Source organism: Saccharopolyspora sp. NPDC049426 (assembly GCF_040676935.1).
GTDB lineage: Bacteria > Actinomycetota > Actinomycetes > Mycobacteriales > Pseudonocardiaceae > Saccharopolyspora.
Map to the genome: position 1 here is coordinate 53,227 of NZ_JBFAPZ010000002.1, position 17,838 is coordinate 71,064.

Below are 17,838 nucleotides of genomic sequence, written 5' to 3' on the forward strand. Positions count from 1 at the left end.
GGCCCGTTCACCAGGTTCGGGGGAAACTGCTCTCGGCGTCGTCGCGCAGCACGGCCCGGGCACCGATCTTGATGCGTGCCGATGGCGGCGAGCGGTTCGCACAGCAGAGGAAAGCAGGAGGTTCGGGACGATGCGATCGAGTGTCCGGGTCGGGTTGGGCGTGCTCGGGGTGTGCGCGCTGGTGGCGCCGATGGCGCAGGCCGCGCCCGAACCTCCCAAGCAGGCCGAGGCCGTCGGTTTCGGCGGTGCGGTCTCCAGCGTCGATCCCGACGCCACCCGAGCCGGTCTCGACGTGCTGCGCCGGGGCGGGACGGCCGCCGACGCGGCCGTGGCCACCGCCGCGGCGCTGGGCGTCACCGAGCCGTACTCGGCGGGCATCGGCGGTGGCGGGTACTTCGTGCACTACGACTCCGCGACCGGCGAGATCGACACCATCGACGGCCGCGAAACCGCTCCCGCATCGGCGCGCGAAGACCTGTTCCTGGAGAACGGCCGGCCGATCCCGTTCGACGAGGCCGTCACCAGCGGGCTCGGCGTCGGCGTCCCCGGCACGCCGCGGACCTGGGAACGCGCCCTGGAGCGGTGGGGTGGTCAGGAGCTCGGCGAGGTCCTGCGGCCGGCCGAGGAGCTGGCCCGCGACGGTTTCGTCGTCGACGAGACGTTCCGCTCCCAGACCGCCGACAACCAGGAGCGCTTCAGCGCCTTCCCCGCCACTCGCGAGCTGTTCCTGCCCGGCGGGCAGCCGCCCGCCGTCGGCAGCGTGCACCGCAACCCCGACCTCGCCGACACCTACCGGCGGCTCGGGGACGAAGGCGCGCAGGCGCTGCACACCGGCGACATCGGCGCCGACGTCGTCGGCACCGTCAACCAGCCGCCCGTCGACCCCGCCTCCGGGCTGAAGGTCCGACCGGGTGCGATGACCGCCTCCGACCTGGAGGACTACCAGGTCATCGACCGCGAGCCCACGCACTCCGACTACCGCGGCTACGACGTCTACGGCATGGCGCCCTCCGGATCCGGTGGCACCACCGTCGGCGAAGCGCTCAACATCCTCGAACGCGGTGACCTCGCGGCCGCCGACAAGACCGGCTACCTGCACCGCTACCTGGAGGCCAGCAAGCTCGGCTTCGCCGACCGCAACCGGTGGGTCGGCGACCCGGCCTTCTCGGACGTGCCCACCGGGGACCTGCTCAGCGACGAGTTCGCGGCCTCCCGCGAATGCCTGATCAGCGACGACGCCGTGCTCCCGGCCCCGGCGGCACCGGGTGATCCCGCGTCGCCGCAGGGCTGCGACGGCGGCCGGGGCGGCGGCGAGCCCTACGAAGGCCCCAACACCACGCACCTGACCGTGGCCGACGCCAGCGGCGACATCGTGTCCTACACGCTGACCATCGAGCAGACCGGCGGCAGCGGCATCGTGGTGCCCGGGCGCGGATTCCTGCTCAACAACGAGCTCACCGACTTCAGCTTCACCCCGGCCACCCCCGGTGTGCCGGACCCGAACCTGCCGGGACCGGGCAAGCGGCCGCGCAGCTCGATGAGCCCGACGATCGTGCTGCAGGACGGCAAGCCCGTGCTGGCCCTCGGCAGCCCCGGCGGCTCGACGATCATCACCACCGTGCTGCAGACCCTCACCGGCAGGCTGGACCGGGGACAGAGGCTGGTCGACGCGATCGCCGAGCCCCGCGCCTCGCAGCGCAACAGCGCCACCACCGACGCCGAGCCCGGTTTCCTCGCCCAGCCCGAAGCGGCCAAGCTCGAAGCCCTCGGCCACCGCTTCAAGACCAGCGAGGAGATCGGCGCCGCCACCGGCGTCGAACTCCTCCCGGACGGACGCTGGATCGCCGCGGCAGAACCCGACCGCCGAGGCGGCGGCGCAGCCGGCGTCGTCATACCCACCCCCTGAACAGTAAAAACGCTGCGGACCGCAGTGGGGGATTCGAATTTCGCGCGAAATTTGACCGGGAACTTCCGGACTCGAATTTCGCGCGAAATTCGAATCCCGCCTGCGCGGGCCGCCGGTGGGGTGCGTTCGGGTGCTGGGCGGCCCGGGGTGCGGCGGTGGGTCCGAGGACGGGGGTCGGCGACTAGACTCGTCAGGTCGTAGTCGACGTTTCAGGGAGACCAGGTGACCGTCCAGCCGATCAGACTCTTCGGCGACCCCGTTCTGCGCACCAAGGCCGACGAGGTGGTCGACTTCGACAAGGAGCTGCGCACCCTCATCAAGGACCTCTGGGACACCATGGAGGACCAGGGCGGTGCCGGCCTGGCCGCTCCGCAGCTGGGCGTGAGCCTGCGCGTGTTCACCTACCACTGCGACGGCTTCGCCGGGCACCTCATCAACCCCACCTGGACCGCCGTCGGCGACGACGGCCAGCTCGGGCCCGAGGGCTGCCTGTCGATCCCCGGGATGTCCTGGGACTGCCTGCGCTCCCAGCACGTCGTCGCGCGGGGCTGGAACGCCCACGGCGAGCCGATCGAGGTCGAGGGCACCGACCTGCTGGCGCGCTGCATCCAGCACGAGACCGACCACCTCGACGGCGTGCTGTTCCTGGACCGCCTGGACGAGGAGACCCGCAAGGCGGCGATGCGCGAGATCCGCCAGGCGTCCTGGTTCGACGGCGACGTCCCGGTCATGAAGCAGAACCCGCACCCCCTGTTCGGAGGCCGCTGACGATGCGCGTCGTCTTCGCCGGAACCCCCGCGCCCGCCGTGCCCGCGCTGCAGGCGCTGATCGACTCCGACCGGCACGAGGTCGCCGCCGTCGTCACCCGCCCGGACGCTCCCGCCGGCCGGGGCCGCAAGCTCGTGCGCTCGCCCGTCGGGGCGCTCGCCGACGAGCACGGCATCGAGGTGCTCACCCCCGCGAAGGCCTCCGAACCGGAGTTCCTGGCGCGGCTGCGCGAGATCGGCCCGGACTGCTGCCCGGTCGTCGCCTACGGTGCGCTGCTGCGCGAGGAAGCGCTGTCGATCCCCGAGCACGGATGGGTCAACCTGCACTTCTCGCTGCTGCCCGCGTGGCGCGGTGCCGCGCCGGTCCAGGCCGCGATCCGGCACGGCGACGAGATCACCGGCGCCAGCACCTTCCGCATCGTCCGCGAGCTCGACGCTGGACCCGTCTTCGGCGTGGTCACCGAGCAGATCCGCGGCACCGACACCTCCGGTGAACTGCTGGAACGGCTCTCGATCTCGGGTGCGGGGCTGCTGGCCGCCACCCTCGACGGCATCGAGGACGGCAGCGTCCGCGCCGAGGACCAGCCCGCCGACGGCATCAGCTACGCGCCGAAGGTCACCGTCGACGACGCCAGGGTCGACTTCACCGCACCGGCCGCAGCCGTCGACCGCCTCGTCCGCGCCGTCACCCCCGAGCCCGGGGCGTGGGCGCTGCTGGGGGAGGAGCGGTTCAAGCTCGGCCCCGTCACCGTCACCGACGAGCAGCTCCCGGCGGGCGAGATCAGGCCCGAGAAGCGACGAGTGCTGGTCGGCACCGGAACCACCGCGGTCGCGCTCGGCGAGGTGCAGGCCGCGGGCAAGAAGCGCATGGCCGCCACCGACTGGGCCCGCGGAACACGCATCGAGCAAGGAGAAAAGCTCCAGTGACTGAACGCCGCGGACGGCCCTCCCGCCCGTCGAAGGCCCGCCCGCCGCAGCGCAAGCCCAACCCGCGACCGGTGGAGGTCGACCCGGTGCGGCTGGTGGCGGTGGAGACGCTGCGCGCGGTCCGCGAGCGCGACGCCTACGCGAACCTGGCGCTGCCGCCGCTGCTCAAGCAGCGCCGCATCTCCGGACGCGACGCGGCGCTGGCCACCGAGCTCACCTACGGCGCCTGCCGCGCGAAGGGCCTGCTGGACGCGGTGATCGGCGAGTGCAGCACCCGCCCGCTGTCCGAGATGGACCCGAAGCTGCTGGACGCGCTGCGCGTAGGGGTCTACCAGCTCCTGCGCACCCGGATCCCCGCGCACGCCGCCGTGGCGTCCACCGTGGACATCGTGCGGTTCGAGAACGGTTCCAAGATGTCCGGTTTCGCCAACGCCGTGCTGCGGCGCGCGACCGAGCTGGACGAGCAGGGGTGGGTCGACAAGCTCGCCCCGGACCAGGCCGAGGACCCCGTCGGCTACCTGGCGATGAAGCACGCGCACCCGAAGTGGATCGCGCGGGCGTTCGCCGACGCCCTCGGGCTCGACGAGCTCGAAGACGCCCTGGCCGCCGACGACGCACGCCCGGCCGTGCACCTGACCGCGCGACCCGGCGAGATCAGCGCCGACGAGCTCGCCGCCATCACCGGCGGCGACCCCGCGCCCTACTCGCCCTACGGCGTGCGGCTGGAGGCCGGCGCCGGAGACCCCGGCGACCTCGAACCGGTGCAGGAGGGCTTCGCCGCCGTCCAGGACGAAGGCAGCCAGCTCGCCAGCCTCGCCGTCACCCGCCCCGAGATCGAGGGCTCCGACCTGCGCTGGCTCGACCTGTGCGCCGGTCCCGGCGGCAAGGCCGCGCTGCTGGGCGCGCTGGTCACCCTCGACGGCGGCACGCTCGACGCCGTCGAGCAGGCACCGCACCGCGCCGAGCTGGTGCGCAAGGCCACCGACGGTCTGTCGGTCACCGTGCACACCGGCGACGGCCGCGACCCCGGGCTGGAGCCCGGTTTCGACCGCGTGCTCGTCGACGCGCCCTGCACCGGGCTGGGCGCGCTGCGGCGACGCCCGGAGGCGCGCTGGCGGCGTCAGCCCGGCGACGTCGGAGACCTGACCAAGCTGCAACGCGAACTGCTGATCTCCGCGATCGGTCTCACCCGGCCCGGCGGTATCGTCGGCTACGTCGTGTGCTCGCCGCACCTGCCCGAGACCGAGGGCGTCGTCGCCGACGTCGTGCGCCGCACCGGCGTCACCCAGCTCGACGCGCGCGAGCACTTCCCGGACGTGCCCGACCTCGGAGACGGGCCCGGCGTTCAGCTGTGGCCGCACAAGCACGGCACGGACGCCATGTTCTGCGCCCTGTTCCAGGTCTGAGACTGTTGGCCGTGTATTGGCGTGCATCAGGAGCGGCGCACGGAGTCCGGACGGCGTGTCAGGTTCCGCAACTCGCGCCGCTACGCACAACGGGTTCACCGAGCAGTTTCTGACGAAGGAGCGTCCGAAGTGGACTACCGGGAGTGGTTGCGGGTCGCCGTCGAGGAGGCCGAAGCGAGCCTGGCCTCCGGTGGGATCCCCATCGGAGCCGCGCTGATCGGCACCGGCGGGGAGGTGCTCGGGCGCGGCCACAACCGGCGCGTGCAGGACGACGACCCGTCGGTGCACGGTGAGACGGCGGCATTCCGCAACGCCGGTCGGCAGCGCTCCTACAGCGGCACCACGATGGTCACCACGCTCTCGCCCTGCTGGTACTGCAGCGGCCTGATCCGGCAGTTCGGCATCGGCCGCGTCGTCATCGGCGAGGCCCGCAACTTCCACGGCGGCCACGACTGGCTCGCCGAGCACGGCGTGGACGTGGTGCTCCTCGACGACGACGCCTGCACCCGGATGATGGCCGACTTCATCGCCGCTCATCCGCAGCTGTGGAACGAGGACATCGGCGAGGAGTGAGAGCGTCCTCTCAGGCGGAACATCGTCGAGCGCCGTCCGGTTGACCGGGGCAGGTGGGCTCGATGAAAGTTGGGCGGCCCCGCAATCCGACGACAGGTGGTTCGAATGTCCTCCACTCCGGTTGAAGTGACCCGCACCGGCGAGCACACGTTCACCGCGACCAACTCGCGCGGTGCCGAGGTCGCCGTGGGCCGCGACGGTGCGCCCGGCGCGTTCACGCCAGGTGAGCTGCTGCTCGCCGCCGTGGCCGCGTGCTCGGTGGTGACCAGCGAGAACCTGTTCGTCCGGCGGATCGGCGAGGACGCTCGGCTGGTCGCGCGGGCCGACCGGACCAAGAACCCCGAGGACGAGCACAAGTTCGCCGAGATCCAGGTCGCGCTGGAGGCGGAGCTCGACGGCGTCGAGAACCGCGACAAGCTCCTGGACGCGGTCCAGCGGGCCATCGAGAAGTACTGCACCGTCAGCCGCTCCGTCGAGGAATCCACCCCGATCAACCTGACCCTCCCGCGCTGATCGCCGTCCCGCGCGTGCCTTGGCAACGGGCGGCTTTGGTCCGAACCGTCCGTGATCGATGTCGGTTCTGCCGGATCAGTTCAGACCCAAAACCGCCCCTGCCGGGGACGGGTGGAGGTTCCGGAGAGACGGAGGCAACGCTTCGGCAACCTCGGGACCCGAGATCCGGAGCGCGTCGTAAAGTGCTCGGGCGTCCGAACAGATCGGCGACGAGCAGGAGGCAGTTCAGGTGGTAGACGACACCGCAGCGGCCCAGATGACCGGGTTGCGCCGGGCCCTCTCCGGGCGCCAGGTCGGCATGATCGCCATCGGTGGCGCCATCGGAACGGGGCTGTTCCTCGGATCCGGCCTGGCGATCTCCATCGCCGGACCCGCGGTGATCATCGCCTACGCCGTGGCCGCCTTCGCCGCGCTCGCGCTGGCCTACGCGCTCGCCGAGATGATCGTGGTGCACCCCGAAGCCGGTGGCTTCGGCGCGGTCATCCGCGAATACCTTGGTGGCTTGCCGGGATTCATCTCCCGCTGGATCTACTGGGCCGCGCAAGTGGTCAACATCGGCAGCGAGGTCATCGCCGCCGGTCTCTACCTGCAGTTCTGGTACCCGCAGCTGCCGCTGTGGGTACCGGTCGTGGGCTTCTCCGTGGTGATGCTGGCGATCAACCTCGCCGCCGTGCGCTTCTTCGGCGAGTTCGAGTACTGGTTCGCCATGATCAAGGTCGTCACCATCGTTGTGTTCGTGGTGCTCGGCGTCGTCTACATCGTCTTCGGCCTGCCGGGGCACGCGCCCGCCGGAGTCGGCGCGCTGACCGAGCACGGTGGCTTCCTGCCCAACGGGCTCGGCGCGGTGTGGCTCGCGCTGACCGTGGTCACCTTCTCCTACCTGGGCACCGAGGCGGTGTCGATGACCGCCGCCGAGTCCCGCGACCCCGCCCGCGACGTCCCGCGCGCCGCGCGCAGCACCGTGCTGCGGCTCGCGCTGTTCTACGTGATGGGCATGCTCGTGGTCGTCTCGATCCTGCCGTGGGACCAGATCTCCTCGTCCGAGGACGTCACGCAGAGCCCGTTCGTGCGCCTGTTCAGCCTGGTCGGCATCCCCGCGGCGGCCGGGATCATGAACTTCGTGGTGCTCACCGCAGCGCTGTCCGCGATGAACACCAACCTGTACCTGACCGCCCGCATGACGCACTCGCTCGCGCTCGACGGCTACGCCCCCCGGTGGTTCGCCGGGGTCAGCGCCAACGGCGTCCCGCGCCGGGCGCTGGTGCTCTCGGCGGCGGGCCTGGCGCTGGCCGCGGCGCTGGCGGTGTTCACCGAGGAGAGCGCGTTCCCGCTGCTCATCGGCCTGGCGCTGTTCGCGGCGCTGGTGGTGTGGCTGATGATCTTCGCCTCGCACCTGGTGTTCCGCCGTCGCCGCGCCGCTCAGGGCCTGGACCCCTCGCCGGTCCGCCTGCCGGGCGCCCCGGTGACCACCGTGCTGGCGATGCTGTTCGTCGCGGCCGTGCTTCTGACGACCCCGTTCACCGAGCAGTTCAACACCGCGTGGAAGGCGGGCGTGCCGTTCCTGGTCGTCCTGTGCATCGCCTACTACGCGATCAACCGCAGGAAGGCGGCTTGACCGAGAAAGGTGGGCCCCGGTGACCACTCGTGACGAGGATGCCGCCATCGGAGGAGGGCGTGAGCTCGGCGCGGCCGCGAGGGTTTTAAACTCCCGCATGTGTCGAACCAGCCGATGATCGCGCCTTCCATCCTCTCCGCAGACTTCGCCAGGCTCGCCGAGGAGATCTCCGCCGTGGGCGGAGAACCCGGCAAGCGGGCCGACTGGCTCCACGTCGACGTGATGGACGCGCACTTCGTCCCGAACCTCACGCTGGGCCTGCCGGTCGTGGAGTCGATCCTCAAGACCACCGACATCCCGATCGACTGCCACCTGATGATCGACGACCCGGACCGCTGGGCGCCGGGTTACGCCGAGGCCGGCGCGTACAACGTCACCGTGCACGTCGAGGCCGCCCACGACCCGATCAACCTCGCCAAGGACCTGCGCGCCGCGGGCGCCAAGGCCGGTCTGGCGATCAAGCCGGGCACGAACTTCGACGACTACGTCGAGGTCCTCAAGCACTACGACACCCTGCTGGTGATGTCGGTGGAGCCGGGCTTCGGCGGCCAGAAGTTCATGGCCGAGGTCCTGGACAAGGCCCGCAAGGCCCGCGAGCTGGTCGACACCGGTCACCTGAAGCTGCTCGTGGAGATCGACGGCGGCATCAACGCCGAGACCATCGAGCAGGCCGCCGAAGCCGGCGTGGACTGCTTCGTGGCGGGCTCTGCCGTCTACAACGCCGAAGACCCCGCCCAGGCCATCGAGGCGCTGCGCGCCACCGCCGCCCCGGCCTTCACCCACGCCCGGGCCTGATCACCACCGCCGCGCATCGCCCGAGGAGAACGCCATGGCCGCTGAGGTCGAAGTCCGGGCGATGCGCGCCGCGATCGAGGCCAGCGAGCGGGTTCGCGGCACCACCAGCCCGAACCCGCCGGTCGGCTGCGTGATCCTCGACGAGCGCGGCGAGGTCGCCGGGGTCGGCGCCACCAGCCCGCCAGGCGGCCCGCACGCCGAGGTCAACGCCCTGCGCGAAGCCGGAACCCGCGCCGAGGGCGGCACCGCCGTGGTCACCCTCGAACCCTGCGCGCACACCGGCCGCACCCCGCCGTGCACCGACGCGTTGCAGGCCGCCGGGGTGGTCCGCGTGGTGCACGCCGCCTCCGATCCGAACCCGTCGGCCTCCGGCGGGGCCGAGGTCCTGCGGAGCGCCGGGATCGACGTCCACAGTGGTCTGCTCGCGGACGAGGTCGCGAAAGGTCCGCTGCGGGCCTGGTTGCACTTCGTCCACACCGGACGGCCCCATGTAACCTGGAAGTACGCGGCCACATTGGACGGACGTTCGGCGGCCGCGGACGGCACCAGCAAGTGGATCAGCTCGGCCCAGTCCCGGGCCGAGGTGCACCGGGTGCGCGCGGCGATGGACGCCATCATCGCGGGCACCGGCACGATCCTCGCCGACGACGCGCAGCTCACCGCCCGCGATCCGGACGGAAAACTGCAGGAACGGCAACCGCTGCGGGTGGTCATCGGCGACCGCGAGATCCCACCGCGGGCACGGGTCCTCGACGACACCGCCGAGACCCTCCGGCTGCCAGGCGGCGACCCCGCCGCGGCGCTGGCCGAACTGGCCGGACGAGGAGTGGTCGACGTGCTGCTGGAAGGCGGCCCGACGCTCGCGGGCGCCTTCTGGGAAGCCGGCCTGGTCGACCGCGTGCTGGCCTACGTCGCACCGGCCCTGCTGGGAGCCGGGCCCGCTGCGCTGGGAAGTGCGGGCGTGGGAAGCATCTCGCAGGCATGGCGGTTGCGGATCGAAGAGACGACGATGAGTGGCCCGGACGTCCGGATCAGCGCGGTCCCGCAGGACTGAGTTCGGTGCGACCCGCAAGGGCAGGCAGGAGGCAGCAGTGTTCACCGGGATCGTCGAGGAACTCGGCACCATCGAGACCGTGGAGCCCCTTGAGGACGGCTCGCGGCTGACCATCAGTGGTCCGGTGGTCACCCAGGACGCCAAGCACGGCGATTCGATCGCGGTCAACGGCGTCTGTCTCACCGTGGTCACCACCGAGGGCGGCGCGTTCACCGTCGACGTGGTCTCCGAGACGCTGCGCCGTTCCTCGCTCAAGCACATCGCCGCAGGTGAGCGGGTCAACCTCGAACGCGCCATGGCGCTGGGGGAGCGCCTGGGCGGGCACATCGTGCAGGGTCACGTGGACGGCACCGCCGTCCTGCGCGACACCGCCGAGGCCACCGGGCTGACCTCCTTCGACCTGCCCGGGCACCTCGCGCACTACCTGGTGGAGAAGGGTTCGATCACCGTCGACGGCGTGTCCCTGACCGTCGCCGAGATCGTCGACGGCGAGCCCGCGCGGTTCTCCGTCGCGCTGATCCCCACCACCAAGGAGCTGACCACCCTCGGCCGACGCGCCGCAGGTGACGAAGTGAACATCGAGGTGGATGTGCTGGCCAAGCACCTGGAACGGCTCTCCGCAGCTCAGCTGGCCGGGCACGACCATGGTGCACCCGCGGTGACGGGGGACAATGGCGGCATCAGGGAGGCGCGATGAACCCCGAGGACGAGGTTTCGGAAACGGTGAGCACGAAGAAGTTCGACACCATCGAGCGGGCGTTGGCCGATATCGCGGCCGGCAAGCCGGTGATCGTCGTGGACGACGAGGACCGCGAGAACGAGGGCGACCTGATCTTCGCCGCCGAGAAGGCGACGCCGGAGCTGGTGGCCTTCATGGTCCGCTACACGTCGGGCTACATCTGCGTCGGCATGCCCGCCGAGGACTGCGATCGCCTCGACCTCCCGCCGATGTACCACTCCAACCAGGACCGCAAGGGCACCGCCTACACGGTCACGGTGGACGCCGCCGACGGCGTGACCACCGGCATCTCCGCGGCCGACCGCGCCAAGACGCTGCGGGTGCTCGCCGACGCCGAAGCCACCGCGAAGGACCTCACGCGTCCCGGGCACGTGGTGCCGCTGCGCGCCCGCGAGGGCGGCGTGCTGCGTCGTCCCGGGCACACCGAGGCGTCGGTGGACCTGTCGCGGCTGGCCGGGCTGCGTCCGGCGGGTGCGCTGTGCGAGATCGTCAGCCAGAAGTCCGAAGGCGACATGGCGCGCCGCGACGAGCTGGAGGTCTTCGCCGACGAGCACGACCTCGCACTGATCACCATCGCCGACCTGATCACCTACCGCCGCCGCTTCGAGAAGCAGGTGGTGCGCGTCGCCGAGGCCCGCATCCCCACCGTGCACGGCACGTTCCGGACCGTCGGATACGACAGCACGCTCGACGGCATCGAGCACCTGGCGATGGTCTACGGAGACATCGGCGACGGCGAGAACATCCTGGTCCGGGTGCACTCCGAGTGCCTGACCGGCGACGTCATCGGCTCGTTGCGCTGCGACTGCGGTCCGCAGCTCGACGCGGCGATGGAGAAGGTCGCCGAGGCCGGGCGCGGTGTGGTGCTCTACATGCGCGGTCACGAGGGACGTGGCATCGGGCTGATCCACAAGCTGCAGGCGTACCAGCTGCAGGACGACGGCGCCGACACCGTCGACGCCAACGTCGCGCTGGACCTGCCGGTGGACAGCCGCGACTACGGCCAGGGCGCGCAGATCCTGTGCGACCTGGGCATCAAGTCGATGCGGCTGCTGACCAACAACCCCGCCAAGCGGATCGGTCTGGAGGGCTACGGCCTGCGGATCGTCGACCGCGTGCCGCTGCCCATCCGCCCGAACCCGGAGAACATCCGCTACCTGCGGACCAAGCGCGACCGCATGGGCCACGTGCTGGACAATCTGGACGACGGCGAGGACTCCTCGATCAGCGGTGACACCGGCGTGACGGCATAGCTCTCGGCAACCGCACCTCAGGGGACCGTGAAGCAACCCGGCCACGCACGCGAGACGGGGCCGGAACGCGACCACCACTGAAAATCGCGGAGAGGGCGGAACAGGGAGAGGCGGAACAGGCAATGAGTGGGGAAGGAAGGCCGCGGGTCAGCGTGCCCGAGGCGGGCGAGCTGACGGTGGGCATCGCGGCGATCCGCTGGCACGAGCAGCTGGTGGACCAGATGCTCGACCGCGCGGTGGAGGCGGCCAAGCAAGCCGGCATCGCCGAGCCGACCGTGGTCCGCGTGCCGGGCTCGGTGGAGCTGCCGGTGGTGTGCCAGCAGCTCGCGCACTCGCACGACGCCGTGGTCGCGCTGGGCGTGGTCATCCGCGGCGGCACCCCGCACTTCGAGTACGTGTGCGACTCGGTCACCCAGGGCCTGACCCGGGTGTCGCTGGACGAGTCCACGGCGGTCGGCAACGGCGTGCTGACCTGCGACACCCTGGAGCAGGCCGAGGCCCGCGCCGGTTTCGCCGACTCGGTCGAGGACAAGGGCTTCGAGGCCACGGCGGCGGCGCTGGAGACCGCGCTGGTGCTGCGCGAACTGCGCGGCGGCGTGGACGGCGACAGGGGGTTCCTGTGAGCGCCGAAGCCGTGGTGGTCCGCCCGCGCAAGGTGCGCCGGGTGGCGATCCCGATCGCGATCCTGCTGATCGGGGTGTTCGCGCTGGTCGGGACGTTGCTTCGGAACACGCCGACCGGTGTGGTGTTCAACGTCTCCGACCAGATCGCCATGGGTGTGCTCGGCCTGCTGCTGGCCTCCGGCGTCATGCTGCTGACCAGGCCGCGGCTGCGCGCCGACGCCGACGGCCTGGAGGTCCGCAACATCATCGGCACCCAGCGCATCCCGTGGCAGCTGGTGCAGGGCGTCACCTTCCCCGACGGGGCCCCGTGGGCGCGGGTGGAACTGCCCGAGGACGAGTACGTCCCGATCATGGCCGTCCAGGCCACCGACGGCGACCACGCGGTCACCGCCATGCGCAACCTGCGAGAACTGCGCCGCACGATCGACGCCTGACCCAGAACCTCAGAAAACCCCGGTGCCCCAAGGACACCGGGGTTTTTCACGTCCACCCCTCCGGTCCCGGTGCCGGGGACCCGAATACGGCCGTAATCAGTTACCCGATTACGGCCGTATTCGGGTGCCCGGTCGTTGACGTGCGGTTCTCGGGGTGTTGAAAACCCCGGTGATCGTGTGGTGATCACCGGGGTTTTCACGTCCTCATCCGGTTCTGGTGCCGGAGGACGCGGATTACCGCCGTAATCGGGTACCTGAATACCGGCGTAATCCGGGGGGTGAGGGCTCAGCCCGCGGAGACGAGGTCGCAGACGAAGATGAGGGTCTCGTTGGGGGCGATGACGCCGGGAACTCCGCGCGGGCCGTAGCCCATGTGCGGCGGGATGGACAGACGGCGGCGGCCGCCGACCTTCATGCCCTGCAGGCCCTTGTCCCAGCCCTCGATGACCATGCCGCTGCCCAGCTGGAGCTCCAGCGGGGTGCCGCGGTTCCAGCTGGCGTCGAACTCCTTGCCGGTGCTGTGCGAAATGCCCACGTAGTGCGCGGCCACCTTGTCGCCGACCTTGGCCTCGGCGCCGTCGCCGACGATGAGGTCCTCGATCACCAGGTCTGCCGGCGGCTCGCCGGTGGGGGCCTCGACGACGGGCTTGTCGTTGCTCACGAAAGTGCTCCTAGAAGTTCGGAAACGTTCATCGACCATTGTGGTCGCACCCGATGCCCAGCACACGCCACCCCACCCGTCCCCCGGCGTGACCGGATTTCAGTGGAAATCAGGACCCGGATTTCCACTGAAATCGGGGACCCGAGTTCCATTGAAATCCGGTCACCGCTCGACGGGGCGGGGGCGGACGATCGGGGCTGTGATGGCCACCACGAGGGCCAAGGCGGCCGGGATGAGGAGGGCCGTGGTGAGGTCGGTCCAGTGGGTGATGACGCCGATGACGACCGGGCCCGCCAGCAGACCGCCGTAGCCGAGGGTGCTGACCTGGGCGAGGTCGCGGCCCGCTCGGGCCGGGTCCCGGGAACCGGCGGCGCTGAAGACCTGCGGGATGATGCAGGACAGGCCGACGCCGAACAGCGCGAAGCCGATGATCGCCGCCACTGGGTGGTGCGACAGCAGTCCCGCGCCCATGCCGACACCCGCGATGAGACCGCAGGTGCGGACCAGCACGACCGGGCCGAAGCGGGCCACCAGGTGGTCGCCGAGGAAGCGGCAGATCGCCATCATCGTGGAGAACACCGCGTAGCCGATCGCCGCGATCGCCGGGCTCGTCCGCAGCTCGTCGTGCAGGTACAGCGGTGACCAGTCGGCCATCGAACCCTCGCCCAGCGAGCAGCTGAACGCCAGGACGCCCAGCAGCAGGATCGCCGGCGACATGCCGCGAGCACGGCTCCGCTCGGCCGCCTCCTGCGGTTCGGCGGGCAGCAACCGCCGACGCGAGGCCCCCACCAGCAGCGCCAGCGCGATCGCCGCCAGCGTGAAGTGCAGCCACACCGGCGTGCTCAGCTGCGCGGCCACCGCCCCGACGGCCGAACCGATCAGACCGCCGACGCTGAACAGCGCGTGGAAGGTGATCACGATGGGTCGCGAGTAGCGCCGCTGCACCTGCATCGCGTGCGCGTTCATCGCCACGTCCACCACGCCGTGCCCGGCGCCGAACAGCACCAGGCCGCCCACCAGCACCGGCAGCGACCCCGCGTAACCCGGCACCAGCAGGCTCGCGGCCATCGCCAGCCCCGCGGGCCCGAGCACGCGGGCGCTGCCGAAGCGGTCGGCGAGGTGCCCGACGACCTGCATCGCCAGCACCGATCCCACGGCGATCGCGAACAGCGCCACCGTCACCTGGCCGTCGTCGAGCCCCAGGTCCTGCTTGATCGCCGGGATCCGCGAGGTCCACGTGCCCAGCGCCGCACCCGTGGCCACGAAGTAGCCGATCACTCCCCAGCGAGCGCGGCGGTCGGAAACGGCGGGCGCGGAGAGCGTTTCAGACAACGCGGACCTCCACCCCGGCCGCCTCCAGCTCTCCGAGCATGTCGGTGGGCGCGCTGCCGTCGGTCACCACCACGTCCAGGCTCGTCACCGGGCACACGAAACCCAGCCCGGTGCGGGCGAACTTGGCGCCGTGGCACACCGCGATGACGCGTTGCGCCGCGTCCGCCGCCGCGTTCTTGATCGGAACCTCCTCCAGGTCGTGCGCGGTCAAGCCGCGCTCCGCCGACAGGCCGCACACCCCGAGCACGGTGGTGTCGACCCGCAGCGCGCGCAGCGATGTCTCGGTCAGGTGGCCGACGAAGGAGAGCTCACCCGGTTTCGCCCGGCCGCCCGGCAGCAGCAGGTCGACCTCGGCGGCGTTGGCCAGGGCGTTCGCCGCGTGCATGTCCAGCGGGATCGCGGTGACCCGGCGCTCGGCCAGCCGCCGCGCGACCTCGCGGGTCGTGGAGCCGCTGTCGAGGATGACCGACTCGCCGTCGGCGATCAGCGACTCCACCTCGGCGGCCAGCCTGCGCTTGACCTCCACCGAGTCGCGTTCCCGCAGCGAGAACGGGGCGGACTGGCCGCGCAGGAAGCTCACCGCGCCACCGCGCACCCGCCGCAGCACGCCTTCCTCGGCGAGCTGGTCGAGATCGCGGCGGATGGTCATCTCCGAGCAGCCGGTCGCCGTCGCCAGCTCGGCAACCGTCACCCGTTCGGCCTGGCGAAGCCGTTCGATGATGATCTGGCTTCGTTCTGAACTCTCCACGTGTTCTATCGAACAGGGTTCGTGTTCGAAACGCAAACGCCCTTGAGGGACTGTGTGCGAACCCGCATGGGGGCATCACCGGTCGTGGGGGACAATGGGCGGTGGTCGGTCGGCGGCACACGGGCCGCGGCCGTTCGTCGGTCCACGAGGCCGACCGGGGTGCCGCAGGAGGAGATCGTGAGCTTGGCCCAGGAGCGCAACCTTCGGTTGGTGCGAGACGACAGCGCCGAGCCCGGTGTGCGGCTCGGTGACATCAGGCTGCGCAACCGCCTGGTCACCTCGTCCAGCCTGCTCGGCTACGGCGTGGCCAACGCCAAGGTCATGGCCTACGGCATGAGCCCCATCTCGAACTTCGTGCCGCTGGAGCGCTTCGGCGCCGTCACCACCCGCACGGTCACCGTCGAACCGCGCGAAGGCCACTTCACCACCAAGGACGACTGGGAGCTGCGCGAGCTGCCCGGCCTGCTCAAGCGCTACGGGCAGGCCCTGCGGCAGGTCGACGGCGGCTGGCTCAACGCCTTCGGCTGGTGCAACGTCGGCATCGACGCCTACCTGCGCGACTACTACCCGCGCACCCGCGCGCAGAACACGATCATGTCCATCGGCGGCTTCTCCGCCGAGGAGTTCGTGACCCTGGTCGACAAGGTCAACGCCGCCGTGCCGGTCGGCGAGATCGCGGCGCTGGAGTTCAACGTCTCCTGCCACAACGTCAACTTCGACTTCAACCAGATCATCGAATCGGTGCTGGCCGAGGCCGTGCCGCGCAGCAACCACCCGGTGATCCTCAAGCTCTCGCCCGACTACGACTACATCGGCCACGCCCGCCTCGCCGCCAAGCACGGCGTGTCCGCGCTGACCGCGATCAACACCGTCAAGGGCCTGCGCCTCGACCCGGAAACCGGCACCCCGCTGCTCAAGAACGGCTTCGGCGGGCTGTCCGGCCGCGCGATCAAGCCGATCGGGCTGCGGGTGGTCAAGGAGCTGCGCGACGCCGAGGTGACGCTGCCGATCATCGCCACCGGCGGAATCCGCAGCTTCGACGACTGCCGCGAGTACTTCTGGGCCGGTGCCGACGCCGTCAGCCTCGGCAGCGCCAGCTGGTTCGCCAGCTACCCGGGATACGCGCTCTCGCCGGTCTACGGTGCGCGGATCCGGAACCTGTTGCGTCGCATCGAGAACTACACGCCTCCGGCTCGGTGAAACGCGGCCTGCGAGGCCGCCCGGGATGGTAGACAGTGATCAACGGCACTGCTGTCTGCTGATGGGGGAGGCCACTGGTGGCCGGATACGGCGATTTCGGGAGCAGTCTGAGGGACCTGCCGCGGCTGCGAGCCACCCGCCGCGGCAGGGTGTCGAGCTGGGACACCTCCGGCGGCAACCAGGACAACGTGCGCGTCATGCCCGGCGAGACGCGGCTGCTCGCCGACATCACCGGGCCCGGGGTGATCACCCACATCTGGTGCACCGTCGCGCTCGACCACGTCGGTGAACCCGTCGAGCTGGAAGCCGACTACCTGCGACGGCTCGTCCTGCGCATCACCTGGGACGACCAGCCGCACCCCGCCGTGCTGGTGCCGCTCGGGGACTTCTTCGGCGTCGGCCACGCGCACAGCGTCAACTTCAGCTCCGCGCCGCTGCAGATGAGCCCGCAGGACGGCAAGGGCTTCAACTGCTGGTTCGCGATGCCCTTCGCCGGCCGCGCCCGCGTCGAGCTGATCAGCGAGATGAGCGTCAAACCCGTGACGTTCTACTTCTACGTCGACTACGAGAGCTACGGCGAAGCCGACCCCGAACTGGCCTACTTCCACACCCAGTGGCGGCGGCAGAACCCCACCGACGGCGTGCCGCAGGGCGACCAGACCAACGAGGAGTTCCTCTTCGGCGGCCACAACACCGACGGCGCGGGCAACTTCGTGATGCTGGAGGCCGAAGGGCGCGGTCACTACGTCGGCACCGTCCTCAACGTGCACAACCTGCGCGAGACCGCCGAGTGGAACTGGTACGGCGAGGGCGACGACATGTTCTTCATCGACGGAGAACCCTGGCCGCCCCGCCTGCACGGCACCGGGACCGAGGACTACTTCAACACCGCCTGGTGCCCGAACCAGGAGTTCCACGGGCCCTACCACGGCATCACGATGCCCGGCGGCGAGAACTGGAGCGGCCAGGTCTCCTACTACCGCTTCCACATCGAGGACCCGATCGTCTTCGACCGCTCCATCAAGGCCACCATCGAGCACGGCCACGCCAACAAGCGCTCGGACGACGTCTCCTCGACGGCCTACTGGTACCAGACCCTCCCGGCGCTCCCGGTCACCCTCGCCCCGGTCGCCGAACGCCTCCCGCGCCCCCTCTGACCGTCACCCGATCAGGGAAGTTCTCTTCGAATTTCGCGCGAAATTCGAGTCCGAAACGGGGGATTCGAATTTCGCGCGAAATTCGAACGCTGCGCGCGCCGGTCGAATTTCGCGCGAAATTGGAATGGCCGCCCT

At 70.7% G+C, this 17,838-nt stretch carries 18 protein-coding genes; 15 read left to right on the forward strand and 3 right to left on the reverse strand.

Annotated elements, in window-relative coordinates; translation table 11 throughout:
- The first annotated feature begins 130 nt into the window (after positions 1-130).
- From ggt to AB0J78_RS03450, 13 genes are all read left to right on the forward strand, one after another.
- On the forward strand, positions 131-1,906 hold the full coding sequence (gene ggt, locus AB0J78_RS03390) for a gamma-glutamyltransferase (RefSeq protein ID WP_363786505.1): 1,776 nt from the start codon (positions 131-133) through the stop codon (positions 1,904-1,906).
- A gap of 222 nt (positions 1,907-2,128) precedes the next feature.
- A complete protein-coding gene (gene def / locus AB0J78_RS03395) occupies positions 2,129-2,674 on the forward strand; it encodes a peptide deformylase (protein ID WP_132622537.1) in 546 nt (181 codons plus the stop codon).
- Positions 2,675-2,676: 2 nt separating this feature from the next.
- Positions 2,677-3,600 (forward strand): methionyl-tRNA formyltransferase, encoded by a 924-nt coding sequence (fmt, locus tag AB0J78_RS03400; protein ID WP_363786507.1) that lies wholly within the window; start codon positions 2,677-2,679, stop codon positions 3,598-3,600.
- The gene (locus AB0J78_RS03405; protein WP_363786509.1) at positions 3,597-5,006 is read left to right on the forward strand and encodes an RsmB/NOP family class I SAM-dependent RNA methyltransferase; all 1,410 of its coding nucleotides are present in this window, start codon (positions 3,597-3,599) and stop codon (positions 5,004-5,006) included. Before fmt ends, AB0J78_RS03405 begins: the two co-directional genes overlap by 4 nt.
- 129 nt (positions 5,007-5,135) lie before the next feature.
- Complete coding sequence (locus AB0J78_RS03410; protein ID WP_363786511.1) at positions 5,136-5,579, forward strand: nucleoside deaminase; 444 nt, start codon at positions 5,136-5,138, stop codon at positions 5,577-5,579.
- A 105-nt stretch (positions 5,580-5,684) separates the two neighbouring features.
- Positions 5,685-6,092, forward strand: a complete 408-nt coding sequence (locus tag AB0J78_RS03415; protein WP_210971659.1) for an OsmC family protein — start codon at positions 5,685-5,687, stop codon at positions 6,090-6,092.
- A 256-nt stretch (positions 6,093-6,348) separates the two neighbouring features.
- The gene (locus tag AB0J78_RS03420) at positions 6,349-7,707 is read left to right on the forward strand and encodes an amino acid permease (protein ID WP_363787528.1); all 1,359 of its coding nucleotides are present in this window, start codon (positions 6,349-6,351) and stop codon (positions 7,705-7,707) included.
- Positions 7,708-7,821: 114 nt separating this feature from the next.
- Positions 7,822-8,502 (forward strand): ribulose-phosphate 3-epimerase, encoded by a 681-nt coding sequence (gene rpe / locus AB0J78_RS03425; protein ID WP_363787529.1) that lies wholly within the window; start codon positions 7,822-7,824, stop codon positions 8,500-8,502.
- Positions 8,503-8,536: 34 nt separating this feature from the next.
- Positions 8,537-9,556 carry a bifunctional diaminohydroxyphosphoribosylaminopyrimidine deaminase/5-amino-6-(5-phosphoribosylamino)uracil reductase RibD gene (gene ribD / locus AB0J78_RS03430; protein WP_363786516.1) on the forward strand — a complete coding sequence of 340 codons (1,020 nt, stop codon included), beginning with the start codon at positions 8,537-8,539 and terminating at the stop codon, positions 9,554-9,556.
- A gap of 37 nt (positions 9,557-9,593) precedes the next feature.
- Complete coding sequence (locus AB0J78_RS03435; protein ID WP_363786518.1) at positions 9,594-10,253, forward strand: riboflavin synthase; 660 nt, start codon at positions 9,594-9,596, stop codon at positions 10,251-10,253.
- Positions 10,250-11,548 carry a bifunctional 3,4-dihydroxy-2-butanone-4-phosphate synthase/GTP cyclohydrolase II gene (locus tag AB0J78_RS03440; protein WP_363786520.1) on the forward strand — a complete coding sequence of 433 codons (1,299 nt, stop codon included), beginning with the start codon at positions 10,250-10,252 and terminating at the stop codon, positions 11,546-11,548. Before AB0J78_RS03435 ends, AB0J78_RS03440 begins: the two co-directional genes overlap by 4 nt.
- Positions 11,549-11,670: 122 nt before the next feature.
- On the forward strand, positions 11,671-12,171 hold the full coding sequence (ribH, locus tag AB0J78_RS03445) for a 6,7-dimethyl-8-ribityllumazine synthase (RefSeq protein WP_363786522.1): 501 nt from the start codon (positions 11,671-11,673) through the stop codon (positions 12,169-12,171).
- Entirely contained in the window at positions 12,168-12,605 is a 438-nt protein-coding gene (locus AB0J78_RS03450; RefSeq protein WP_363786524.1) for a PH domain-containing protein, read from the forward strand. Before ribH ends, AB0J78_RS03450 begins: the two co-directional genes overlap by 4 nt.
- 286 nt (positions 12,606-12,891) lie before the next feature.
- Here AB0J78_RS03450 and AB0J78_RS03455 read toward each other — a convergent pair whose 3' ends face one another.
- The 3 genes from AB0J78_RS03455 to AB0J78_RS03465 all read right to left on the reverse strand — a co-directional run bounded on the left by AB0J78_RS03455 (position 12,892) and on the right by AB0J78_RS03465 (position 15,346).
- Positions 12,892-13,266, reverse strand: a complete 375-nt coding sequence (locus tag AB0J78_RS03455) for an FKBP-type peptidyl-prolyl cis-trans isomerase (RefSeq protein WP_363786526.1) — start codon at positions 13,264-13,266, stop codon at positions 12,892-12,894.
- A 162-nt stretch (positions 13,267-13,428) separates the two neighbouring features.
- Positions 13,429-14,598 carry an MFS transporter gene (locus AB0J78_RS03460; protein ID WP_363786528.1) on the reverse strand — a complete coding sequence of 390 codons (1,170 nt, stop codon included), beginning with the start codon at positions 14,596-14,598 and terminating at the stop codon, positions 13,429-13,431.
- Entirely contained in the window at positions 14,591-15,346 is a 756-nt protein-coding gene (locus tag AB0J78_RS03465) for a DeoR/GlpR family DNA-binding transcription regulator (RefSeq protein ID WP_363786530.1), read from the reverse strand. Before AB0J78_RS03465 ends, AB0J78_RS03460 begins: the two co-directional genes overlap by 8 nt.
- Positions 15,347-15,523: 177 nt before the next feature.
- Here AB0J78_RS03465 and AB0J78_RS03470 point away from each other — a divergent pair, with 177 nt between their 5' ends.
- Together AB0J78_RS03470 and AB0J78_RS03475 are read left to right on the forward strand one after the other, a co-directional pair.
- Positions 15,524-16,546, forward strand: a complete 1,023-nt coding sequence (locus AB0J78_RS03470) for a dihydroorotate dehydrogenase (RefSeq protein WP_363786532.1) — start codon at positions 15,524-15,526, stop codon at positions 16,544-16,546.
- A 77-nt stretch (positions 16,547-16,623) separates the two neighbouring features.
- The gene (locus AB0J78_RS03475) at positions 16,624-17,703 is read left to right on the forward strand and encodes a glycoside hydrolase family 172 protein (RefSeq protein WP_363786534.1); all 1,080 of its coding nucleotides are present in this window, start codon (positions 16,624-16,626) and stop codon (positions 17,701-17,703) included.
- Positions 17,704-17,838: the final 135 nt, after the last annotated feature.

Excerpts from the sequence above, each read along its gene's own strand:
- ggt (WP_363786505.1), top strand. The coding sequence starts at position 131 with ATGCGATCGAGTGTCCGGGTCGGGTTGGGCGTGCTCGGGGTGTGCGCG.
- fmt (WP_363786507.1), top strand. The coding sequence starts at position 2,677 with ATGCGCGTCGTCTTCGCCGGAACCCCCGCGCCCGCCGTGCCCGCGCTG.
- AB0J78_RS03415 (WP_210971659.1), top strand. The coding sequence starts at position 5,685 with ATGTCCTCCACTCCGGTTGAAGTGACCCGCACCGGCGAGCACACGTTC.
- AB0J78_RS03420 (WP_363787528.1), top strand. The coding sequence starts at position 6,349 with ATGACCGGGTTGCGCCGGGCCCTCTCCGGGCGCCAGGTCGGCATGATC.
- rpe (WP_363787529.1), top strand. The coding sequence starts at position 7,822 with ATGATCGCGCCTTCCATCCTCTCCGCAGACTTCGCCAGGCTCGCCGAG.
- ribD (WP_363786516.1), top strand. The coding sequence starts at position 8,537 with ATGGCCGCTGAGGTCGAAGTCCGGGCGATGCGCGCCGCGATCGAGGCC.
- AB0J78_RS03440 (WP_363786520.1), top strand. The coding sequence starts at position 10,250 with ATGAACCCCGAGGACGAGGTTTCGGAAACGGTGAGCACGAAGAAGTTC.
- ribH (WP_363786522.1), top strand. The coding sequence starts at position 11,671 with ATGAGTGGGGAAGGAAGGCCGCGGGTCAGCGTGCCCGAGGCGGGCGAG.